We start from the raw sequence: 20,256 nt of genomic DNA, 5'->3' as shown, positions 1-20,256 counted from the left end.
CTTCTTTGAATGAATACCCTTCAGACCATCTCAACAACTAATTCTAAATCAAATTCCTTGTGGGGCTTGACTAATGGTAGAAAAAAAGCTGAAGATCATCGTTCCTGGGATACAAAGCTGGAGGTGGCAGAGGAACTTAGTCGTCTGCGCCAGGACTTTCCAACTATTTTTGGTGCGAAAAAGAAAGAGCGTTTTTATATTCACGAGATCGGGACCGATAATCTTTCGCCAATTAACGCGACTGCTGAGCCTAAGGAACAGATGGAAGAGAAAGTTGTGCCAGAGGCATCGTGGCCGGAATGGGTCAGTCCGAAAATGGCAAAGAAGATTAGTAAGGACATGAAACTCTTTGCGGTCGCCGTTGAGGTCGGCGATAATTACTACTTTCTGGACACGACTTTATATGATAATGGCGGCTTCATTTATCCGTTCGGTAATCGCGTCCGCCGCTGGGATGAGGCAAGTAAGGCGGTTGCCACCGCGGGAAGCATCGCGACCAATAAACGCTTTTGGAGCAATTTCCCTGAGCTGAACCCCTACTCGATGCGGGTTTTAAATCTACGGACGGGGGAAATAGTTTGGGACAATGGATCGGGTGAACAGAACATGTCGACTTGGGAAACTGATCAAATAACGCGGCGAATCGACCAGCTTAGTCAGCGGTTAGTCGATCATTTTGATGATACCGACCAGGAAATTCTGTCGGTAACCGACAAGACAAAGGAGAAGCCACAGATTGACTTCGCACGGTATGACGCTTCTAAATTTTTCGATAGTCTCAAGTACGTCATGGAATGCCTGGCGCAGCGGGAAAAGTTGAACAAGCTGCTGGGCTGGTATGACAGCAAGGTGCTTCAGGATCAGTTGCACCTGGTTGAACTGAGTAATTTAGAAACGATTAATGCGGAAGAGTTTGTTAAGTATTTGCAGGGAACCCGGCGGACGAGGCGCAAGGTGAAGGATTTGAATATTCTGGTAAACACCGTTGCGGACAATATGGATATCGACCAGATCATCAAGATGCTAAATTCAAATTTATCATTATCGAATCACTACCAGTATCGCGACCGCCACACGGCGGAGGTTCTTCAGCAGCTTGTGATTAAAGATAGCGAGGAGGTAAGACAAAGCGAAAGTTAAATGCCAACCATACCGGGTACATTAAGACTACTTGTAACCGCTTTCCAAGATCCGTTATACTAAAGATAATTACTGATGAAGGATAGGGGAAAAGCAATGACGGAGAAAAAGTCCTGGTACTATGGCCCACGTGAAAATTACGCAGTCATGTGGGAAGTCGATCACCCAGTTGGGATTATTCAAATTGTGCACGGCATGATTGAGTACACGGAGCGTTATGATCAGTTTGCCCACTTTGCTAATCGGGCCGGTTACATTGTGGTCGGCAATGATCATGTTGGCCACGGCAAAACTGTCAGGCAAAAAGATGATTATGGAAAATTTCCTGACGAGTGGGAAAGTTTAGTGGAGGATGTCCGTCTCCTCAAGCGGCAGGTGCAGGAACGCTACCCCAACCTTCCTTATACCATGTTGGGGCATTCGATGGGTTCTTACATTGTCCGACTGTATCTGGCTAAGTATGGTGATGATCAGCTAGCGGGAGCAATCTTAATGGGAACTGGCCAGCAATCGCAGCTGCTAACTGGATTGGGAATTGCAATTGCCGAAATTATTAAACTATTCAGGGGACCTGATTACCGGAGCAAATTACTGGAACAATTGAGCACCGGTTCGTTCAATCGCAATTTTAGGCCGAATCGTACCCGTTCAGATTGGATAAATCGCGATCCGCGAGAAGTCGATAAATACCTAGCAGACACTTATCAGCAATTTCGTCCGACAGTTAACATGTATCGGGGGATTTTTAACCTGTCTCATTTTGCCAACAAGAAGAAATCGATTCAGGCAATGCCGCATGATTTGCCGCTTTTGATCATTTCGGGTGCTCAGGACCCGGTTGGCGATTTTGGTAAGGGCGTTAGAAAACTGACGCGCCTACTACGGGTGGCTGGGTGTTCAAAGGTGACTCTTAAGCTATTTAAGGGAGCTCGACATGAAATCCTGCATGAGTATAACAAGGAAGAAGTAATGCAGTATATTATTGACTGGATTGGGCGGCAGTATCCAAGAGGATAGCTGCTGGCACATGGGTCGTTGAGAGTGGACTGCTAATTTGGAAAAAATAAAAGCATCGACCCGTTAAAGCCGATGCTTATTTCGTACTACTATAATATTGCATTAGTAACTGTATAAAGAAAGTGGGGATTAAAATGGCCAACAAATATAGCGAAACGACCTTGATGCTGTCAGGAATTGATTTACCGACGAATGTCCATGTTGGTGAGCATAGCTACTACAGCTTAGCACGCGATGAGGAACCGGCGAAGTTCAGTCAAAACCATATTTTGTACAACAACCCGCGCGATACCTATCAACTCAGGATCGGCAAGTTCTGTGCGATCGCGACGGGGGTTGAGTTTTTGATGGCAAGTGCGAATCACTCAATTAAGTCAATTTCAACCTATCCTTTTAATACTTTTTCACCCGAATGGCGGGAACTGACCCAGGTAAGTCGTCAGGATCTCAAGCGCAACGATACGGTGATTGGTAATGATGTGTGGATTGGCAGAAAGGCGACGATCATGCCCGGCGTGACGGTCGGCGATGGTGCAATCATTGGTGCTCAGGCAGTCGTGACGAAAAACGTTGCGCCATATACGGTCGTTGGCGGAAATCCTGCTAAGCTAATTCGCTCAAGGTTTGATGATGAGACGATCGCAAAGCTGGAGCAGATTAAATGGTGGAGCTTTCCCGATGAGTTGCTTGATCGGATTATTCCGCTGCTAACCACGCTTGATGTAGAAGAGGCGATTGTGAAGCTGGCTGAGATCAAAGAAAAGCTTGATGAGAGTAATTAAACGGGCTGAAAAGGGAAAGCCTACAATGAAAAGTAGGTAATAAAAAATAGCCAAAATAGGGAGCAATAAAATGGCAAATCGACAAACTGAAATTGAAAATAAAGCAATGAAAGACATCCTGATATCGATGCATAATTTGGGCGGTCAAGTGACAAGAAAAGAAATTCTGCAGGACTTGCGAGAAAACTCAACTAGTTTCACCGAAGAACAAATTGATCAGGAAAAAAGATCGAAAAAAACTGGAAAGATATACCACCCATTTCAATGGAAATTTAACTTTGCCGTTAAACATTTGATATTAGCTGGGTTTATTGATGATTTGGGAAATTATCAACTTGCGCTTTCTAAAAAAGGACGAAACGTTGATTTGACTTCCTTTGATGCAGATAAAGACGTTCGAGCAATTTCGGAGCCTAAATTCCCACATCATAATAGTACTAAGGGAGAAGAGACAGCACAGAAAAGTAATAGCACCGCAATCATCGAAGAAACGTCCACAGATGACGAAGAAGATTCTTGGCGTCAGCAGCTCCTGGACGCACTAATGAGAATGAATCCGAAGAAGTTTGAGCTATTCTGCCGTGGCCTGCTCAAGAAAATGGGCGTTGATGTGGATGATACGATTGGTGTTCAGTACGTTGCCGACGGTGGCTTGGATGGTTTTGGTTACGTTCGGTCTGATGATTATCGGACGACCCGGGTGGCTTTACAAGCAAAGCGCTGGCAGGGGAAGGTATCGGCGCCCGAGATTGACAAATTTCGCGGTGCAATGGATAAATACAACGCTGAGTTTGGTATCTTTATTACCAATTCCGATTTCACGCGGGATGCCGTACGAACGGCGCGGCAGGGTACTCGTATTATTACTTTAATCAATGGCGATCAGATTTGCGATTTGGTGGCTAAATATCGCTACTATGTTGAACCGGTGACGACTTATCGCCTGAAGAGCTTTTATTTAGATGAGGACTAGAACTAATGATTATGTGGACCATTCAGCCATATAGTGTGTACTTACAACTGAAAGAAACAGGTGTTTTTTCTTATAGGTAGATTATAGAATGAAGTTAGCCACCCAGTTGGTGGTAAATAAAAAACGCCATTCGGCGTGACATCAGGTATCATATTAAGTGAACCAAACCTATATGAAAGGATGTCCGTCAAATGACGCACTTAAATGATACCATGTCTACTATTTTATTGACTACTCATAAAAAGAATGCTCATCTTACTAAAGAAGAACGTGTGATGATTGCGACTTTAAAGTCGCAAGGACTTTCCAATCGCGCAATTGGTCGCCAATTAGGAGTTAATCATCAAACAATTAATAACGAGCTCAACCGTGGTACGGTCCGCCAACTTCGTCGTCAAAAATCTAATGGTAAGATTTACGAATATTCTTACTACATCTATAGTTATGAAGCTGGTCAGGCCACATATCTTGAACATCACCGCCATTCTGGTCGTCGTCGCTTATATTATTCTTCAAAGCAATTTTTACGATTAGCTGATCAGCTAATGCTTGGTGAGTTTGACGACCACCATTACTCCCCACAAGCGGTTATTTATAAGGCTCGAGATTTAATGAATGATGGCACCCTGATCCCAAAGTCGGTTGTAACTTTATATCAATGGATTAATGAGGGTGTGCTTCGTACGTCCAATTTAGACCTCTTTGAAAAACCTAAACGTAAGCATCATCAAACTCATCCGCAAGCTAAAAGGTGCTTAGGGCCTAATATTGCTCAACGACCTCAAACTGCGGACCAACGGTCCGAAATTGGCCATTGGGAACTGGATACAGTTCAGGGACAGAAAAACGGTAATGACAGTGTTGTACTAGTAATGACTGATCGCCTTTCACGAGTTAATATCACGAGTAAAATTGCTGGTAAAACTGCGCATGCAGTAAATCAGTTCTTTATAAATTTGCGCCAGAAAATGGGCACAGATGCTTACTATCGCATTTTTAAGACAATAACCTCTGACAACGGTTCAGAATTTAGTGAGTTAACACAAGTTCACGATCATGTTTTCTATGCTGATCCGTATTCCCCTTGGGAACGTGGATCCAATGAGATCAATAACCGGTTTCTCCGCAAGGAGATTACCAAAGGTGAAGCTATAAATAACTATAGTAGTGCTCAGATCATAGCGACTAATGATTGGATGAATCACTATCCACGGGCTATGTTTAATGGACATTCGTCAATGGATATCTATCGTAAGGCCTTCTACCAAGAGATATCACAGCTCCATCAACCAATAATCAATTGGTCAGTATTATTTATTTGAGTCCAGTGGCTAACTTATTCTTGAAATTTAGGGCTTTTTCTTATAATCCTCAAAAGTCAGAAAACTTAAAGGATCCGAGCTTTCAATTTGCGTACCATTGAATGCCAAAAATTTAGTTTTGGGACACTTTAATTGTAAGAACATAATGCTATAAAAGTTCTTAACTAGTCTTCGTAAGTTTAGAAATTAAGAGAAATAGATTTTGCCTTGAAGACCTTTCGGCAATTCACTTGGGATCTGCTAGTGTTTTCCCCATGCACATGGGGGTGATCCTGTGGATGCTGCCTGTCAAGTTGCTCATGCGATGTTTTCCCCATGCACATGAGGCATTCTTCGTATCAATCAAATGAGCAATAAGTTTTTCCCCATACGCATGGGGGACAAACAACTTTGTCGAAATGAGTTGTTAATTTATATTTGATATGGCTAACTTGGGTTAATTAAGGCAAAGAAGCTAAAATAGCCGGTGGGAGATTCCCATTGGCTATTTTATTACCGCTATATGGCAGGCAGAAGTTAAAAAATGACAGGCATAAAAAATGACTATAAATCTAAATAAGGAGGAAGAATATCATGACACCAGAAGAGCAAACCAACCTACGTCAAGTTGATCCAACGGAGCTTGCGCATTTCCGCCGCTACGTTCAGACCGGTCAGCCAATCAAGCATGATTCTCCGGAAATGGCGATGAGTGCCAAGATGACCGCCCGGGCGAACCTGATCCTGGCCGAAATCAGTACCGGTTATCACGATCACCAGGAGATTCAGGCGGCCTTATCCGAGCTGACCTGCCGCCCAGTCGATTCGACGGTGACCGTGATCCTGCCTTTTACGACTGACTTCGGCGCCAACATCAAGTTTGGCAAGCACATCTACGTCAATGCTGGCGTTGCCATGCAGGATCAGGGCGGCATCACGATTGACGATGGCGCTTTGATCGGCCATCATGTGGTCCTGGCGACGCTGAATCACGGTTTGGCTGCGGCTCACCGCCATGACCTCATCCCCGCGCCAATCCACATTTGCAAGAATGCCTGGATTGGGGCCAACGCTACCATCTTGCAGGGCGTCACGGTGGGGGAGAACGCTGTGATCGCTGCCGGTGCGGTGGTCACCAAGGACGTCCCAGCCAACACCGTGGTCGGCGGGGTGCCAGCCCGCCTCATTAAGAAGATAGAAAACTAAGCAAAACGCCAAAATGGCCGCCGAGGGCAATTCACTCTCGGCGGTCATTTAATTAGGAAAAGATGTTCAAAATTTTCTGCCAGAAATTATTGGGATGTTGTGGATGTTGTTGATTGGATTTTTGCTGCTCCTGCTCTTTGATTTCGAGCAGGTTCGTGTTGAGGCAATTGGTGATGTTCATTTGGATCATCCCTTCCTGTGGATGCTAGATTATTCGACAACGTGGCGTTCAAATGGCTGGTCGGAAATCCCTTCGCTCAGGATCTTCTTCGACCATTCCTTGGCGGAGAAGAGCGAGTGATCACGGTAGTTCCCGCAGGATTCAATGGTCGTGCCCTGGACATCTTCCCACTTGGTCTTGTAGGCAATTTCCTCCAGTGAAGACTTCAGCGCTTTAGCGACATCGGTCGTGGAATGTTCGCCCCAGGTAATCAGGTGGAAGCCGGTCCGACAGCCAAAGGGCGAACAGTCAATCACACCATCGAGGCGGTCACGCAGCAGACCCGCCAGGAGGTGTTCGATCGTGTGCAGCCCGGCCGTTGGAATGGCGTTGACGTTCGGCTGGACGAGGCGGAGATCGTAGTTGCTGATCTTGTCGCCCTTAGGCCCGGTTTCGACGGTAATTAAACGAACGTAGGGTGCCTTTACCTTTGTGTGATCCAATGTAAAACTTTCAACCTTAGCCATAATGAAAAACTTCCTTTCTAAATTAGCCCCAAACTTCTTCGGCGATTTCCTTAATCAGCTTGATCTTGTTCCATTGCTGCTCTTCCGTCAGAATATTACCTTCTTCCGTTGACGCGAACCCACATTGGGGACTGAGACAGAGGTGATCGAGCGGGTGGTACTTCGCTGCCTCATTGATCCGGTCAATGATTGCCTGCTTGTCTTCCAGCTCACCGCTCTTGGAGGTGACCAGCCCGAGGACCACGTATTTGTCGTCTGGTACAGCGGCGAGCGGTTCAAAGCCACCGGCGCGGTCGCTGTCGTATTCCAGGTAGAAGGCCTTGACGTTTTCGTGGGCCAGCAGGGTGTCGGCCACTGGTCCGTAGCCACCAGCCGCGGCCCAGGTGGAGTGGTAGTTGCCCCGGCAAACATGGGTGTTGATAGTTAGGTCCGTTGGCAGGTCGGCAATGGCCTCGTTGTTAACCTTTAAGAAGCGTTCCTGCAGGGCCTTGAGCTGTGACGTATCAGCGTTTGGATCCTTCTTCTTTAGGTTCGCGAAGTTGTTGACCGAGATACCCCAGGTACAGTCGTCTAACTGGAGAGTTCGACAACCAGCCGCGTATAGGTCCTCAATTACCTGGTGATAGGCAGCTGCTACGTCATGGTCGAGCTCATCCAGGTTCGGGTAAAATTCCTTCGCATTGGCTTGATTTTCTGGTCGCAGGAACTCCTCCAAAAATTGCGCTGGTGCGGGAATCGTCTGCTTGACCTGGGTTCCTGGACTGACATGGTCACGGACGAACTTGAAGTATTCAACGAAGGGGTGATTTTCACCAGTGACCTTGCCGGTAAGCTGGGCGGTTTCTGGACGGGTCTCTTCGTCGGCGAAGTGGTAACCTTCCTTCAAAATGGCTTTCTTAACGCCACCCAGGCCCCAGAAAAAGTCGAGGTGCCACCAGCTGCGCCGAAATTCACCGTCCGTCACGGCCTTCAAGCCAGCCGCTTCTTCCTTTTTAATCAAATCTTCAATACAGTGATTTTCAACCTCCGTCAGCTCGGGCTTGCTGATCTCGCCCTTGGCGTACTTGGCGCGGGCGTCCTTCAGTTCCTGGGGACGTAGGAATGAGCCGACAATGTCAAAACGAAATGGGGAAGTCGTGCGTGTAGTAAATTCAGTCATAAAACATCGATCCTTTCTTCATGTAAAAGCTAACTCAGGGTAAATAAAAATCCCCGCAGAAAAGCATTTGCTCATCTGCGGGGACGTCTTTTCAACGTGTTACCACCCTTGTTTAACCGGGCATCACTGCCCAATCCTCAGTAGGTACACCATTTCCATGGTAGACCCAGACGCGATACCGGGCGTCTCCCGTGAGGTGCTAACCAAGCGGCTCACACCTCGCAACTGCTCCAAGACCATCTTCGTGAAGATCCATCATGCCGGCTCGCACCTTCCCCGGTTCTCTGTGATGACTTCAGGTCACTACTCATCTCTTCTAAGCAATTTCTAATTTGATTGTCATTATTGTAACCACACTTTTCTCAGCTGTCAACAGTGATTTGTAAATTTGATGTGGTAAAAGGGACAATAAGAAAAGATATAAATAGGAAAAGCAAAATTATAAAATGATGAGAAAAATATTCTGCAATCGTCCGTCACCATTTCCCAGGAAATATTAATCATGAAAAAACTCATCCTAAAATTTTCTTGCCAATCGTAAAACGATTTAGGCTGAAAACGTTAATCTGCCGGCCCGCAATCCATGATATACTCAACTCAAATAGGAGGTATTTATCATGAAAAACGTCTACTTTGATCACGATGGCAACGTCGACGACTTGGTTTCGCTTTTGCTCCTGCTTCAGGTGCCGGACATCAAGCTGCTTGGCGTTGGGGTGGTTGACGCCGACTGCTACGTCGATCCGGCCGTCGAGGCTTCCCGGAAGATCATCGACCGCTTCAACCAGCACCACGACCCGCTGGAAGTCGCCAAGTCCGATTCCCGGGCCCACCACCAGTTCCCATCTAACTGGCGGCTGAGTTCATTCTCCTTTGACGCCTTTCCGATGCTGAACGAGTCCGGCACCATCAAGACGCGTCAGGCGGCCAAACCCGCTCACCTGGACATGGTCGAAAAGATCAACCAGGCGGACGGTCCGGTAACCCTGATCATGACCGGCCCGCTGACTGACCTGGCCCGGGCCCTGCAGGCGGACCCAGGCATCCAGGACAAGATCGAATGCCTCTACTGGATGGGCGGCTGCCTGGATGGTCACGGTAACGTCAATGAAATGGGCTTTGACGGGACTGCCGAGTGGAATGCCTTCTGGGATCCGGAGGCCGTCAAGGCAGTCTTTGATTCCAAAATCAAGATTCAGATGGTCGGCCTCGAGAGTACCGAAGAGATTCCGCTGACCAAGGAATTGCGCCTTCACTGGGCCAGTCTCCGCAAGTACCCGGCCATCGACCTGATTGGCCAGGGCTACTCGCTGGTCTTAGCGGACGAAGCCGATTCAACCTACTACCTCTGGGACGTCCTGACGACCCTGTCCAGTCTCTACCCAGACCTGGTCAAGACGATCCAGACCACGGCGGACGTCAAGACGCAGGGGCAGGCAGCTGGCCGGACCTTTAAGACTGCCGATGGTCGCCCACTGACCCTGGTCACCAAGGCGGACAAGGATGCCTTCTTCAAGACAATGGATGAGCTGGCCGAGTCCGCTCACCTCGAGTAATAAATGTAGGGTCCAGAATTGCTCTCACCGAGGAGTGATTCTGGATTTTCCTTATGAAAGGGGGAGTTAGGTGAAACTCAGACAGACGGCTCCGTGGCCGATCCCGCCCGAAGCCCAGGCAAGTCGTCAATCCAAGGCTGGATACCACCAGGTCAAATACGATTGGCAGACGGAGAACTGGCACTACGAGGCGCGCTGGCACGAGCGGGTTCCGGGCGCTAAATTAATTTCCCGGCCGAGCTGGCACCTGGAGCGGGTCCGCCCGGGGAAGGGGTATGGTCCCGCTGCGGCACCCCGAATAGCCCAGACCCTGGTTGGGAAATCCTGGCTGCCGACGCGCCAGGTTCGTTACTGGGCCCGTCGCTATAATGACGGCGTGGCCACGGAACGAGAGGTTCAACTACTCCGGCTGGCCCATCCCGCCCCGAAGACGGATCACGATGATTAAATCCGGACAATCATTTCCCGGGAAATAAATTTGATCAGGTGATTACCCAATTGTCCGGATTGTGCTAAAATGTGACCAACTAGGGTACTTGCAGGCGATACCTAATCCAACATTGCCGTCGATGGAAAGGATCAACATGCGAATCAATGTTTTACAGCACACGCCGAACGAAGGTCCCGGCTCCATTCAGGACTGGGCCCACCTTCACAATCATGAATTCTACGTCTACCATCCCTACCAGTTTGGCAACCTCCCGACGGCAGACGAGACGGACCTGCTCGTCATCCTCGGCGGCCCGATGAGTCCTAACGACGACCTCGATTGGATCAAGCAGGAGCGGGTCCTGATCAAGCAGCTTCTCGACCAGGGCAGGCCGATCTTCGGGGCCTGCTACGGTGCCCAACAGATCGCCAAGACGCTGGGTTACGAGATCGGCAAGGCCCCGCACAAGGAAATCGGCTGGGCGCCGGTCTACCGGCAGTCAGACGTGATCCCGGGAATCCCGGAAAAGCTGGTGGCCCTGCATTGGCATGAGGAAATGTTCCAGGTGCCGGCCGAAGCACAGCTGCTTTTCTCCAGTGACCTGGTGAAGAACCAAGGCTTCCTGCTCGGCACAAACGTTATCGGCCTCCAGTTCCACTTCGAACCACAGCTCGACAACGTCCGCGAGATGGCGGTCAACGATGACCAGTATCCGCTCGAAGGCAACGACCTTCACCAGACGCCGGCGGAGATCATTGCTCATGGTGTGCCGGCCGAAAATCAGCAAGTGATGTTTAAACTTTTGGATTACATTGTCAAGTAAATAATTAGGGCAGTCCTCGTGAGATGCTTTTTTTCACGTCGGCTGTCCTTTTTTGTCTCAGCTAGGATTTTAGGTAGTTGAAAGGGAGACAACCAAAAGCTGATGAATTAAATTAAAATCTTGCTCATTATGTCCCAAAAGTGTTAGAGTGGATTGCGAGATAAAAAGATGGGGGTGTGAAGGCGATGACTGGAAAATACGATGCGATCAAGGCGGCATTAAAGGAGCCGGCACTAAATGCCCAGATGTTTGCCTGTCGCTTTGGACTAGAGGTTAAGAAGCATCGGGTGCTGACGAACGGGCGGGCGAGCCGCTACCCATATCCAGCTAATCTGCGTTCTCGAAAACATAATGTTTACCTAAATTCGGGCTACACTGATGACATGATTGACTTTGAGACGGCCCCGGTTGTTGGGAGCAAGCGGGCCGTGCGTCACCTGAAGGTTTTGGAGCAGATCATGATTGCCCAGCTGCACAGCGACGAGCGCCTGTGGCCACTGAGCATGGCCCCGGCGCCGCTCTACCAGAATGACCTGGACTACCTGAAGACGGCCTTTACCAAGCCCTGGGACCAGGCCAACCACGACTACCTCGGCAAGAAGTACGGAATCGCCCAGGAAATCTTAGGGGACGTCCACGTCAACTTCAGCCTCAACAGTGATCTGGTCAAGGAACTCTATCAGCGCTTCTACACGGATCGTTACGACAGCCTGGTTGACTTCCAGAACCATCTCTACTTTAAGCTGGCTCAGAGCTTCTACCTCTACCAGTGGCTCTTCACCTACCTCTTCGGTGCCAGCCCGGTCACCGAGGACATGCCACACAGCTTCCCGGATGACCTCGAACTGCCGGTTCGGAGCCTGCGCTGCAGCAACTACGGGGATGACAACCTGGCGACGGAACAGGTCACCTATAATTCCCTGGAGGAGCACTTTACGGAGCTCCAAAATTACATCGACAATGGCTCCTTCTACAGCCTGAAAGAATTCTTCGGGCCAGTGCGGATGCGGCGTCACAACCACGACAACAACGACCTGATGGGGATCCTCAAGAACGGGATCAACTACATCGAGTTCCGGAACTTCGACCTCGACCCGCTGTCCCGGACGGGGATCAGTGACGACACGATCAACTTCCTGGAATTGCTCCTGCTCGACAGCATTGTTTCGCCACTGCCGGATAACTTAGCTCATCGGCTGGCTGAGGCTCGGAAGCAGAACAACGAGGTGGCCCTGCAGAAGCCGCAGGAAGAGGCGGACTGGATGAAGGAAGCCGCCAACCAATTGATGGCCGAGCTGCAGACCTTCGTGGCGGAATTCAACGCCCCACGGGAATACCGTCTGGCCCTGACCTTTGCCCAACGGCGGATTGATGATCCGAGCCTGACGATCAGTGGGCAACTGGCCGACCAGATCGAAAACGGCAACCTGCTGTCATTTGGCTTGAAGATCGCCAACGACCGCTACACCGCTAACATCGGTTACCAGCACCCACTGCAGGCGATCAGCGACACCTACTCGGATGACGTTCAGCGCTTGATTCGGGCGGGCATCGAGCTCGGCATCTCGGTCCTGCTGGAGGATGACAAGGTTGTCCTGAGCGTGGACGACCACCAGGAGATCTACCAGCCCGATGAAGACCTTGATCTCAGTAACAAGGATGTCAGGAAGTTCGTTTTGGACGCCTTTCCAGAGGCCCGGGCGTTCCAAGAAGAACCATTAGAAATCAACAAATAAGTAAAGGGAGGAGCATCGTGGCAGCAAGTGGCCACGATGCTCCTTTAATTACCCGGGAAATAAAGGTGATAAAAATGCGAAAAATTGGAATTATTGGGCTGGGCCACGTAGGTCGGTTGCTCGCCCACCAGCTTCTTGTGACGGAAGCAGTTGACGAGCTGGTCCTGATCGATCAAGATGATCAGCTGGCGCTGGGCCTGCAGAGCGACCTGGCGGATGCCGCGGTTGCCCTGGCCCACCAGCCCCAGATTGTCATCCAGGACTACGCGGCCCTGAAAGATGCTCAAGTGCTGGTGGTGGCGGCCGGCAACAGCCAGCTGATCCAGGAAGAACCGATGGCGGAGTTGACTACCAACCGGGAGCTGGTGGATGCGATTGCCCCGCAAATTCACGCGAGCGGCTTCGCGGGTGTCATCGTCAACCTAGCTAATCCGAACGAGGCGGTGACGGCCTACCTGCAGCAGCGGGTGCTCCTGCCGGCCAAGCAAGTGCTGGGGATTGGAACCGTCCTCGACACGGCTCGTCTCCACCGTGCCGTGGCCACCGCCGCCAAGCTATCGCCGACCAACGTGGGGGGCTTCGTCTACGGCCAGCACGACGGCCAGCAGGTCTTTGCCTGGTCGACGGTTCGGGTCAATGGCCAGCCACTGGACGCGACGATCAACGGCCGCAAACTCGACCAATCGCGCCTGAAGGTCAACGCCGACCTGAGCAACTGGTACTCGCTGCAGGGGCTGGGGTACAACGCCCACGCGGCCTGCGCCTGGACCCAGCGGATCATCAGCGCGATCCTGACCGATGAGCAATTGGCCCTGCCGGTGGCCATCTACCAGCCACAATACTCGACCTACGTCAGCTTCCCGGCCCTGATCGGTTGCCAGGGCGTGGGCAACCTCTTGTTACTGAAGCTCTACCCGGTTGAAGAGGCCGGAATTAAAACGGCCGCCACGACGATTCAACAACAGGTGGCGGCCATGCAAAGGATGGGGAAAGATAATGATTAAAAAACTAGCAGTTTACTGTGGTTCGCGTGCCGGAAAGAATCCCGACTACGAAAAGATTGCCGAACAGATCGGCACTAAGATGGCCCAGCACCAGATTGACCTGGTCTACGGTGGTGGCCAATACGGAATGATGGGCGCCGTGGCCCGGGGCGTCCTCGACCACGACGGGACCGTGCACGGCATCATCACCAAGCAGCTGGCCAGTCGCGGCGTCACCTTTGACGCCATCGCCGATCTGCGGGTGGTGCCGGACATGGACACGCGCAAGAAGGAAATGATGCAGCTGGCCGACGGGATGCTGGCCCTGCCCGGTGGCCTGGGGACCCTTGAGGAGATCAGTCAGGCGGCGTCCTGGATTACCCTCGGCGACAACGCCAAGCCGGTCGCCTTCTACAACCTGGACGGCTTTTACGATCCCCTCCGCGACCAGCTCGTGGCGATGAACCGGGCCGGCTTCATGGAGCAGCGCTACCTGGATAGCCTGTGCTTCAGCGACGATTTCAACCAGATCTTGGACTTCATGAACAGCTACCGGGCTCCGCTGCGGCGGCAGTACAAATAAAGAATTGGCAGATTGCAAGAAATAACTTGAACGAATTTAATGACGTAGATTAAGCAGGAAGATCTCGATCGGTGTATGCCAATTAAGACATTTAAGTGGCCGGGAATTCAGATACCAATTGATTTGAACCAGCTGGCGATCGCTCAGCTCTTCAATAGCTTGTCCCTTGGGAATAAAGCGCCGTAAAACTCGATTACGGTTCTCATTACTACCGCGTTCATGTGGTGAATAAGCATGGGCAAAATAAACCGGAGTACCAGTTTGCCGTTCAATTGTCTGATAGTTAGCGAACTCTTTCCCATGATCCACGGTCAGCGTCTTGAGCTTGTCTTGAAGTTGACTAGCTAGTTCAAGTACGGCTTGAGTCATAGACTGACTGTCGCGGCCATGGAGCCGTTTAACAATTGTCAGGCGACTCTTACGCTCCACAAAAGTAGCCACAGCTTGACCTTTACGTTTGCCAGAAAGTACGGTATCAGCTTCAAAGTGGCCGAACTCCTGGCGAGTTTCGACTTTATGAGGACGCTCCTCAATGGAGCGGCCGTGACTGAACGTACCACGCTTTTCTTTAGCACGATGACGACGAATTCCATGATCAGGCAAATCGGGTAGCTGTACATCAAGCCAGCCTTGATCAATCCAGTTATAGACCGTCTTGTAGGCAATCCCAACCACATGGGCAACTTGTTCAGGGGACCACTTCTGGACTTGAATCTTTTCCTCGACCAAGTGTTTAAGGTTTTTAGTGAGCGAAGACTTCCGCCCCCGTTGACTAACCTTTTGTTCAAAGTCAGTTTGCGCTAGCTCAGCCTGGTACTCACTATTTAGCCGGTGAAGTTCGTTAAAGATGGTGGTCTTACTAAAGCCTAAGTAGTTAGCGATGTATCGCAAGGAACGTCCTTCATTATGAAGTGTTTCAATGACAACACGGTTCTGGAATGATAAAATAGTGGTGCTCATCAAGGCCCTTCTTTCTAATGGATTGTACGGTAACACCATTAAAGACCTTGATGGGTTTTTCTGTCCACTTAAATGTTCAACTTAAATTTTACAATCTACCAAAAATAAAAAACGCCGCAGAAACGGCGTGAATTATTGCAGTGGTTGAATGGTGTAAATCTGATCGTCGGCCTCATCGGTGAGGGAAACGGGACGGTTCTCGTTAGCCCGAATGGTGATGTGGTAGCCGAACTTATCGAGGAATACTAATTTGTCGGCCTGAATCTGCTGGACGGTGGCCGGAATCGGCTGATCATCGATTCCCAGTTTTAATTCAGGAGAAATGGTGATTTTATGGGAGCGATCGCGTTCCTTATCATAATACTGCCAAGTGCCCGTGTAAAAAATCGGCAGCGCGGTCGTTTTGCTGCTTTTCTTCGCGTGACTGAACCCAAAAGTACTGCTGAGCCCAGCCATCAGTCCCGCGCCGAAAAGTAACATTCCCTTTTTCTTCATATTCCATCAGTCTCCTCAATTAATTAAGTGATAAGTTAATTTTTCATCATCAATATTATACACACTTTTGTATTATGAGAAGATTTCAATTCTGTTAAAATCACGCAATAATTGTTAGAATTAGAGTAAGCAAAACTATCTGCGTAAAGGGAGAGAAATACAGCATGCTTAAGCTTGGAATTATTGGAACCCACATTATCACTGATCAGATGCTAGATGCAGCAAAGACGACCGGCAAATATCAATTGACGGCCGTCTATTCGCGGACGATGGCCCGGGCCAAGGAATACGGCGAACCATACGGCGCCACCGAATACTACGATGACCTGCACAAGTTCTTCGAAGACGGTGATTTTGACGTGGTCTACGTGGCTTCACCGAACAGCCTGCACTACCAGCAGGTGCGTCTGGCAATCGAAAACGACAAGTTCATCATCGTCGAGAAGCCGGCCTTCGTTAACCCGGCCGAATTCGAGGCCATCGAATCACTGCTGGCCGCTCACCCGAAGGCCCGCCTAGTCGAAGCGGCCCGGCACATCCACACGCCGCTCTACCGGCAGGCGGTCGCCAAGTTTGATGAAATGAAGAAGGAGCACTGCCAGGGCGGGACGATCACCGTCATGAAGTACTCGTCACGCTACGACAAGGTGCTGGCCGACTCGAAGCCCTACCCGAACATTTTCACCCTCGACTTCGCCGGTGGGGCGCTGATGGACCTCGGTGTTTACGCCGTCTACGGTGCGGTAACCCTGTTTGGCGCGCCGACGTCCGTTCTCTACTTCCCAACCCTGGCCAAGACCGGTGTCGACGCCAAGGGGGTTGCCATCCTGAACTACCAGGACTACTCGGTCACCCTGAACTTTGGGAAGACCGCCAACTCCCACCTCGATTCCGAAGTGTACGGCTTGAAGGACACCCTGGTCTTTGACAGCATCTTTGACACCAAGCACGTTACCTACTATGATGCCGACCAAAACGCCCACGTCCTGGATGCACCGGTCGCCAAGAATTCGATGACCGACGAAATGAACGATTTCGCCGACCTCTTCAACAACCCGGACGACCCAGAGGAACAGGAAAAGTACAAGCACTGGCTGGACCTGGCCCGCACGGTCAACTCCATCATGTACTCGCTGCGCAAGTCCGCCAACCTGACGTTCCCAGCAGACAAGGAAGAATAGGATGATGTTGAATTGATTAAACAATTTCAGGAACATTTCAACGCGCGCTATAAGGAGCCGACCGCGATCCAATCCGCGGTCGCCGAAGCGCTGCAAAACGACAAGTCAGTCCTCGGGATTGCCCCGACTGGATCGGGGAAGACCCTGGCCTTCACGCTGCCGTTGCTGCCGAAGGTCATGCCGGGGACCGGTACCCAGATCTTAGTCCTGTCGCCGTCCCAGGAGCTGGCCCTGCAGACCGCCCGGGTGATGCGTGAGTGGGCGACCCTGATCGGGGTCAAGGTCCAGTCGCTGACCGGGGGCGCCAACCTGTATCGTCAGGTCAAAAAGCTGCATGAGCATCCGGACGTGGTCGTCGGGACGCCGGGGCGGGTTCTCCACATGCTGGATAACCATCACCTCAAGCTTGGCCACCTACAGACCCTGGTGATCGATGAGGCGGACGACCTGCTTCAGGACGATACCCAGGCCGTGGTTGAGGATATCGAGCGGGCCACACCGCTGAGCACCCAGCTGGCCTTCTTCTCCGCCACCATGTCACCGGTCTTCAAGGATCTGGATGTCATGTTTGGCCGGGACATCGTCGTCTTTGACGTTCGCGACACTGACAAATCGCGGGGGCCGGTCAAGCACGGTTACCTGACCGCACGGACGAACCAGCAGAAGACCGCCACGCTACGGCGTTTGGCCAGCGTCAAGGACTTTCGGGCCCTGGTATTCTTCAACAGCACCCGGACGCTCAATTATGCGGCCAGCCGGCTGAAGCACGAGCACGTTAACGTTGGCATCCTGGGCGGCCGGCAGAAGCAGACCCAGCGGGAGCGTGCGATGCGGCTCTTCCGGAAGCGGCAGATTAAATTGCTGCTGACGACGGATCTGGCGGCCCGGGGCCTGGATATCCCGAAGCTGCCGGGTGTGGTTAACTTTGATCTGCCGAAGACGACCAACACCTACATTCACCGGGCGGGTCGGACTGGTCGCCAAGGTGAGCCTGGCGTGGTTTTGAATCTCGGGGATGACCACGACATCCGGGATTTGAAGAAGTTGGTGGGCGAGACCGATGTCAAGCTAATTCAGATGTACATCGCCAACGACCAACTGACCGACCAGAAGCCGGTGGCGGGGCAGGCGACGGTTTCGTTGAAGCGTAAGTTCAGCCACCACCTGCAGGAGGCTCAGCGCGACGACGGCAGCGTGGAAAAGCACGTTCACAAAACGCTGGCTGGTTTCACCAAGCCAAAGAAGCGGCACCACAAGAAGAATCGTAAGAACAAGGGCATTCGGCTCAAGCACCGCCGCAAGAATGCCGGCAACTAAAAGAAAAAGAATATTATCGTCTTTACCAATGCCCGGTAAAATGCGATAATATTCTTTGTTTGGTCCCATAGTATAATTGGATAGTACATCCGCCTCCTAAGCGGTCGATTCCGGTTCAAGCCCGGATGGGATCATTGATAACGCCACGCCCACGCTGGGCTGGCGTTTTTTTGCATTAATTTTGAAAAACTGTACAGAATGTTGTACAATTTATATATAATAAAAAGGGGGTAAGAAAATGGAAGCAGTAGCCTATTCAAATTTTCGCAAGGGATTAAAAGAATATTTCAAACAGGTAAATACTAACAATGAACCCCTGATAGTAACGAATAAGAATCCTCAAGATAATGTTGTTGTAATATCAAAGGATGATTACGATGCAATCATGGAAACATTAACAATTAGCAATAATGATTACTTGATGGCCAAGATAGCGCGAGGGGATGCGCAATTCGAGAAGGGCTCTTTTAAGACGCATGACTTGATTGAGGAATTTAATCATGATTAAGGCATGGTCAGATGATGCCTGGGACGATTATATGTACTGGCATCGAACAGGTCAAAAGAAGGTCGTCAATAAAATTAATAAACTCATCAAAGATATTGATAGACATCCTTTTGATGGAGAAGGGAAACCGGAGCCCTTGCAGTTCAACTTATCTGGTAAATGGTCTCGACGAATTAATCTGGAAGATCGTTTAGTCTATAAGGTTGATGAAACAACAATTTATATTTACTCCTAAATTTCAAGAATAAGTTAGCCACTGGACTCAAATAAATAATACTGACCAATTGATTATTGGTTGATGGAGCTGTGATATCTCTTGGTAGAAGGCCTTACGATAGATATCCATTGACGAATGTCCATTAAACATAGCTCGTGGATAGTGATTCATCCAATCATTAGTCGCTATGATCTGAGCACTACTATAGTTATTTATAGCTTCACCTTTGGTAATCTCCTTGCGGAGAAACCGGTTATTGATCTCATTGGATCCACGTTCCCAAGGGGAATACGGATCAGCATAGAAAACATGATCGTGAACTTGTGTTAACTCACTAAATTCTGAACCGTTGTCAGAGGTTATTGTCTTAAAAATGCGATAGTAAGCATCTGTGCCCATTTTCTGGCGCAAATTTATAAAGAACTGATTTACTGCATGCGCAGTTTTACCAGCAATTTTACTCGTGATATTAACTCGTGAAAGGCGATCAGTCATTACTAGTACAACACTGTCATTACCGTTTTTCTGTCCCTGAACTGTATCCAGTTCCCAATGGCCAATTTCGGACCGTTGGTCCGCAGTTTGAGGTCGTTGAGCAATATTAGGCCCTAAGCACCTTTTAGCTTGCGGATGAGTTTGATGATGCTTACGTTTAGGTTTTTCAAAGAGGTCTAAATTGGACGTACGAAGCACACCCTCATTAATCCATTGATATAAAGTTACAACCGACTTTGGGATCAGGGTGCCATCATTCATTAAATCTCGAGCCTTATAAATAACCGCTTGTGGGGAGTAATGGTGGTCGTCAAACTCACCAAGCATTAGCTGATCAGCTAATCGTAAAAATTGCTTTGAAGAATAATATAAGCGACGACGACCAGAATGGCGGTGATGTTCAAGATATGTGGCCTGACCAGCTTCATAACTATAGATGTAGTAAGAATATTCGTAAATCTTACCATTAGATTTTTGACGACGAAGTTGGCGGACCGTACCACGGTTGAGCTCGTTATTAATTGTTTGATGATTAACTCCTAATTGGCGACCAATTGCGCGATTGGAAAGTCCTTGCGACTTTAAAGTCGCAATCATCACTCGCTCTTCTTTAGTAAGGTGTGCATATTTGCGATGAGTGGCCAAGAGGTTAGTGGGCATGGTATCATTTAAGTGCGTCATTTGACGGACATCCTTTCATATAGGTT

At 49.8% G+C, this 20,256-nt stretch carries 22 protein-coding genes and 1 tRNA gene; 17 read left to right on the top strand and 6 right to left on the bottom strand.

Going from position 1 to position 20,256, the window contains the following annotated elements; all coding sequences use genetic code 11:
• Positions 1-123: 123 nt before the first annotated feature.
• From LKE23_RS04365 to LKE23_RS04340, 6 genes are all read left to right on the top strand, one after another.
• Positions 124-1,140, top strand: coding sequence for a hypothetical protein (locus LKE23_RS04365; RefSeq protein WP_291978244.1), 1,017 nt, complete (start codon positions 124-126; stop codon positions 1,138-1,140).
• A gap of 96 nt (positions 1,141-1,236) precedes the next feature.
• Positions 1,237-2,157: an alpha/beta fold hydrolase gene (locus LKE23_RS04360; protein WP_291978243.1), complete on the top strand. Its 921-nt coding sequence runs from the start codon at positions 1,237-1,239 to the stop codon at positions 2,155-2,157.
• A 134-nt stretch (positions 2,158-2,291) separates the two neighbouring features.
• Positions 2,292-2,939, top strand: coding sequence for a CatB-related O-acetyltransferase (locus LKE23_RS04355; RefSeq protein ID WP_291978242.1), 648 nt, complete (start codon positions 2,292-2,294; stop codon positions 2,937-2,939).
• A 70-nt stretch (positions 2,940-3,009) separates the two neighbouring features.
• Positions 3,010-3,912: a restriction endonuclease gene (locus tag LKE23_RS04350; RefSeq protein ID WP_291978241.1), complete on the top strand. Its 903-nt coding sequence runs from the start codon at positions 3,010-3,012 to the stop codon at positions 3,910-3,912.
• A 191-nt stretch (positions 3,913-4,103) separates the two neighbouring features.
• Positions 4,104-5,234 (top strand): IS30 family transposase, encoded by a 1,131-nt coding sequence (locus LKE23_RS04345; RefSeq protein WP_291976173.1) that lies wholly within the window; start codon positions 4,104-4,106, stop codon positions 5,232-5,234.
• Positions 5,235-5,807: 573 nt separating this feature from the next.
• Positions 5,808-6,419: an acyltransferase gene (locus tag LKE23_RS04340; RefSeq protein WP_291978240.1), complete on the top strand. Its 612-nt coding sequence runs from the start codon at positions 5,808-5,810 to the stop codon at positions 6,417-6,419.
• Between the two features lie 52 nt (positions 6,420-6,471).
• Here the strand turns inward: LKE23_RS04340 and LKE23_RS04335 are convergent, their stop codons facing one another.
• Genes LKE23_RS04335 through LKE23_RS04325 form a run of 3 tightly spaced genes read right to left on the bottom strand, consistent with a single transcriptional unit; the run spans position 6,472 to position 8,265 of the window.
• Positions 6,472-6,600, bottom strand: a complete 129-nt coding sequence (locus LKE23_RS04335) for a hypothetical protein (protein WP_291978239.1) — start codon at positions 6,598-6,600, stop codon at positions 6,472-6,474.
• 29 nt (positions 6,601-6,629) lie between these two features.
• Positions 6,630-7,106, bottom strand: coding sequence for an S-ribosylhomocysteine lyase (locus LKE23_RS04330; protein ID WP_291978238.1), 477 nt, complete (start codon positions 7,104-7,106; stop codon positions 6,630-6,632).
• A gap of 22 nt (positions 7,107-7,128) precedes the next feature.
• On the bottom strand, positions 7,129-8,265 hold the full coding sequence (locus LKE23_RS04325) for a 5-methyltetrahydropteroyltriglutamate--homocysteine S-methyltransferase (protein WP_291978237.1): 1,137 nt from the start codon (positions 8,263-8,265) through the stop codon (positions 7,129-7,131).
• A 617-nt stretch (positions 8,266-8,882) separates the two neighbouring features.
• Here LKE23_RS04325 and LKE23_RS04320 point away from each other — a divergent pair.
• From LKE23_RS04320 to LKE23_RS04295, 6 genes are all read left to right on the top strand, one after another.
• Positions 8,883-9,821, top strand: coding sequence for a nucleoside hydrolase (locus LKE23_RS04320; protein WP_291978236.1), 939 nt, complete (start codon positions 8,883-8,885; stop codon positions 9,819-9,821).
• A 70-nt stretch (positions 9,822-9,891) separates the two neighbouring features.
• On the top strand, positions 9,892-10,269 hold the full coding sequence (locus tag LKE23_RS04315) for a hypothetical protein (protein ID WP_291978235.1): 378 nt from the start codon (positions 9,892-9,894) through the stop codon (positions 10,267-10,269).
• A 136-nt stretch (positions 10,270-10,405) separates the two neighbouring features.
• Positions 10,406-11,074, top strand: a complete 669-nt coding sequence (locus LKE23_RS04310; RefSeq protein ID WP_291978234.1) for a type 1 glutamine amidotransferase — start codon at positions 10,406-10,408, stop codon at positions 11,072-11,074.
• Between the two features lie 185 nt (positions 11,075-11,259).
• The gene (locus LKE23_RS04305; protein WP_291978233.1) at positions 11,260-12,810 is read left to right on the top strand and encodes a glutamate--cysteine ligase; all 1,551 of its coding nucleotides are present in this window, start codon (positions 11,260-11,262) and stop codon (positions 12,808-12,810) included.
• 74 nt (positions 12,811-12,884) lie between these two features.
• Positions 12,885-13,814 carry a lactate/malate family dehydrogenase gene (locus tag LKE23_RS04300; RefSeq protein ID WP_291978232.1) on the top strand — a complete coding sequence of 310 codons (930 nt, stop codon included), beginning with the start codon at positions 12,885-12,887 and terminating at the stop codon, positions 13,812-13,814.
• A complete protein-coding gene (locus LKE23_RS04295) occupies positions 13,807-14,376 on the top strand; it encodes a TIGR00730 family Rossman fold protein (RefSeq protein WP_291978231.1) in 570 nt (189 codons plus the stop codon). Before LKE23_RS04300 ends, LKE23_RS04295 begins: the two co-directional genes overlap by 8 nt.
• 36 nt (positions 14,377-14,412) lie before the next feature.
• Here LKE23_RS04295 and LKE23_RS04290 read toward each other — a convergent pair whose 3' ends face one another.
• Entirely contained in the window at positions 14,413-15,336 is a 924-nt protein-coding gene (locus LKE23_RS04290) for an IS30 family transposase (RefSeq protein WP_016496620.1), read from the bottom strand.
• Positions 15,337-15,468: 132 nt separating this feature from the next.
• Positions 15,469-15,831, bottom strand: a complete 363-nt coding sequence (locus LKE23_RS04285) for a DUF4828 domain-containing protein (RefSeq protein ID WP_267201564.1) — start codon at positions 15,829-15,831, stop codon at positions 15,469-15,471.
• Between the two features lie 164 nt (positions 15,832-15,995).
• On the opposite strand from LKE23_RS04285, the gene LKE23_RS04280 reads away from it, so the two are divergent.
• The 5 genes from LKE23_RS04280 to LKE23_RS04260 all read left to right on the top strand — a co-directional run bounded on the left by LKE23_RS04280 (position 15,996) and on the right by LKE23_RS04260 (position 19,072).
• Positions 15,996-17,012 carry a Gfo/Idh/MocA family protein gene (locus LKE23_RS04280; RefSeq protein WP_291978230.1) on the top strand — a complete coding sequence of 339 codons (1,017 nt, stop codon included), beginning with the start codon at positions 15,996-15,998 and terminating at the stop codon, positions 17,010-17,012.
• Between the two features lie 12 nt (positions 17,013-17,024).
• Positions 17,025-18,329: a DEAD/DEAH box helicase gene (locus LKE23_RS04275; protein WP_291978229.1), complete on the top strand. Its 1,305-nt coding sequence runs from the start codon at positions 17,025-17,027 to the stop codon at positions 18,327-18,329.
• 61 nt (positions 18,330-18,390) lie between these two features.
• Positions 18,391-18,463: transfer RNA gene (locus tag LKE23_RS04270), tRNA-Arg, on the top strand.
• 104 nt (positions 18,464-18,567) lie between these two features.
• Positions 18,568-18,837, top strand: a complete 270-nt coding sequence (locus LKE23_RS04265) for a type II toxin-antitoxin system Phd/YefM family antitoxin (protein ID WP_291978228.1) — start codon at positions 18,568-18,570, stop codon at positions 18,835-18,837.
• Positions 18,830-19,072 (top strand): Txe/YoeB family addiction module toxin, encoded by a 243-nt coding sequence (locus LKE23_RS04260; RefSeq protein WP_291978227.1) that lies wholly within the window; start codon positions 18,830-18,832, stop codon positions 19,070-19,072. Before LKE23_RS04265 ends, LKE23_RS04260 begins: the two co-directional genes overlap by 8 nt.
• A gap of 27 nt (positions 19,073-19,099) precedes the next feature.
• Here LKE23_RS04260 and LKE23_RS04255 read toward each other — a convergent pair whose 3' ends face one another.
• A complete protein-coding gene (locus LKE23_RS04255; RefSeq protein ID WP_291978226.1) occupies positions 19,100-20,230 on the bottom strand; it encodes an IS30 family transposase in 1,131 nt (376 codons plus the stop codon).
• Positions 20,231-20,256 lie beyond the last annotated feature (26 nt).

It is taken from the genome of Limosilactobacillus sp. (assembly GCF_022482365.1).
Classification (GTDB): Bacteria; Bacillota; Bacilli; order Lactobacillales; family Lactobacillaceae; genus Limosilactobacillus.
This window is presented reverse-complemented; position numbering and strand designations above follow the sequence as displayed.

Excerpts from the sequence above, each read along its gene's own strand:
- LKE23_RS04300 (WP_291978232.1), top strand. The coding sequence starts at position 12,885 with ATGCGAAAAATTGGAATTATTGGGCTGGGCCACGTAGGTCGGTTGCTC.
- LKE23_RS04360 (WP_291978243.1), top strand. The coding sequence starts at position 1,237 with ATGACGGAGAAAAAGTCCTGGTACTATGGCCCACGTGAAAATTACGCA.
- LKE23_RS04255 (WP_291978226.1), bottom strand. The coding sequence starts at position 20,230 with ATGACGCACTTAAATGATACCATGCCCACTAACCTCTTGGCCACTCAT.
- LKE23_RS04295 (WP_291978231.1), top strand. The coding sequence starts at position 13,807 with ATGATTAAAAAACTAGCAGTTTACTGTGGTTCGCGTGCCGGAAAGAAT.
- LKE23_RS04265 (WP_291978228.1), top strand. The coding sequence starts at position 18,568 with ATGGAAGCAGTAGCCTATTCAAATTTTCGCAAGGGATTAAAAGAATAT.
- LKE23_RS04320 (WP_291978236.1), top strand. The coding sequence starts at position 8,883 with ATGAAAAACGTCTACTTTGATCACGATGGCAACGTCGACGACTTGGTT.
- LKE23_RS04290 (WP_016496620.1), bottom strand. The coding sequence starts at position 15,336 with ATGAGCACCACTATTTTATCATTCCAGAACCGTGTTGTCATTGAAACA.
- LKE23_RS04260 (WP_291978227.1), top strand. The coding sequence starts at position 18,830 with ATGATTAAGGCATGGTCAGATGATGCCTGGGACGATTATATGTACTGG.
- LKE23_RS04280 (WP_291978230.1), top strand. The coding sequence starts at position 15,996 with ATGCTTAAGCTTGGAATTATTGGAACCCACATTATCACTGATCAGATG.
- LKE23_RS04330 (WP_291978238.1), bottom strand. The coding sequence starts at position 7,106 with ATGGCTAAGGTTGAAAGTTTTACATTGGATCACACAAAGGTAAAGGCA.
- LKE23_RS04355 (WP_291978242.1), top strand. The coding sequence starts at position 2,292 with ATGGCCAACAAATATAGCGAAACGACCTTGATGCTGTCAGGAATTGAT.
- LKE23_RS04305 (WP_291978233.1), top strand. The coding sequence starts at position 11,260 with ATGACTGGAAAATACGATGCGATCAAGGCGGCATTAAAGGAGCCGGCA.
- LKE23_RS04285 (WP_267201564.1), bottom strand. The coding sequence starts at position 15,831 with ATGAAGAAAAAGGGAATGTTACTTTTCGGCGCGGGACTGATGGCTGGG.
- LKE23_RS04310 (WP_291978234.1), top strand. The coding sequence starts at position 10,406 with ATGCGAATCAATGTTTTACAGCACACGCCGAACGAAGGTCCCGGCTCC.
- LKE23_RS04335 (WP_291978239.1), bottom strand. The coding sequence starts at position 6,600 with ATGAACATCACCAATTGCCTCAACACGAACCTGCTCGAAATCAAAGAG.
- LKE23_RS04345 (WP_291976173.1), top strand. The coding sequence starts at position 4,104 with ATGACGCACTTAAATGATACCATGTCTACTATTTTATTGACTACTCAT.
- LKE23_RS04350 (WP_291978241.1), top strand. The coding sequence starts at position 3,010 with ATGGCAAATCGACAAACTGAAATTGAAAATAAAGCAATGAAAGACATC.
- LKE23_RS04340 (WP_291978240.1), top strand. The coding sequence starts at position 5,808 with ATGACACCAGAAGAGCAAACCAACCTACGTCAAGTTGATCCAACGGAG.
- LKE23_RS04325 (WP_291978237.1), bottom strand. The coding sequence starts at position 8,265 with ATGACTGAATTTACTACACGCACGACTTCCCCATTTCGTTTTGACATT.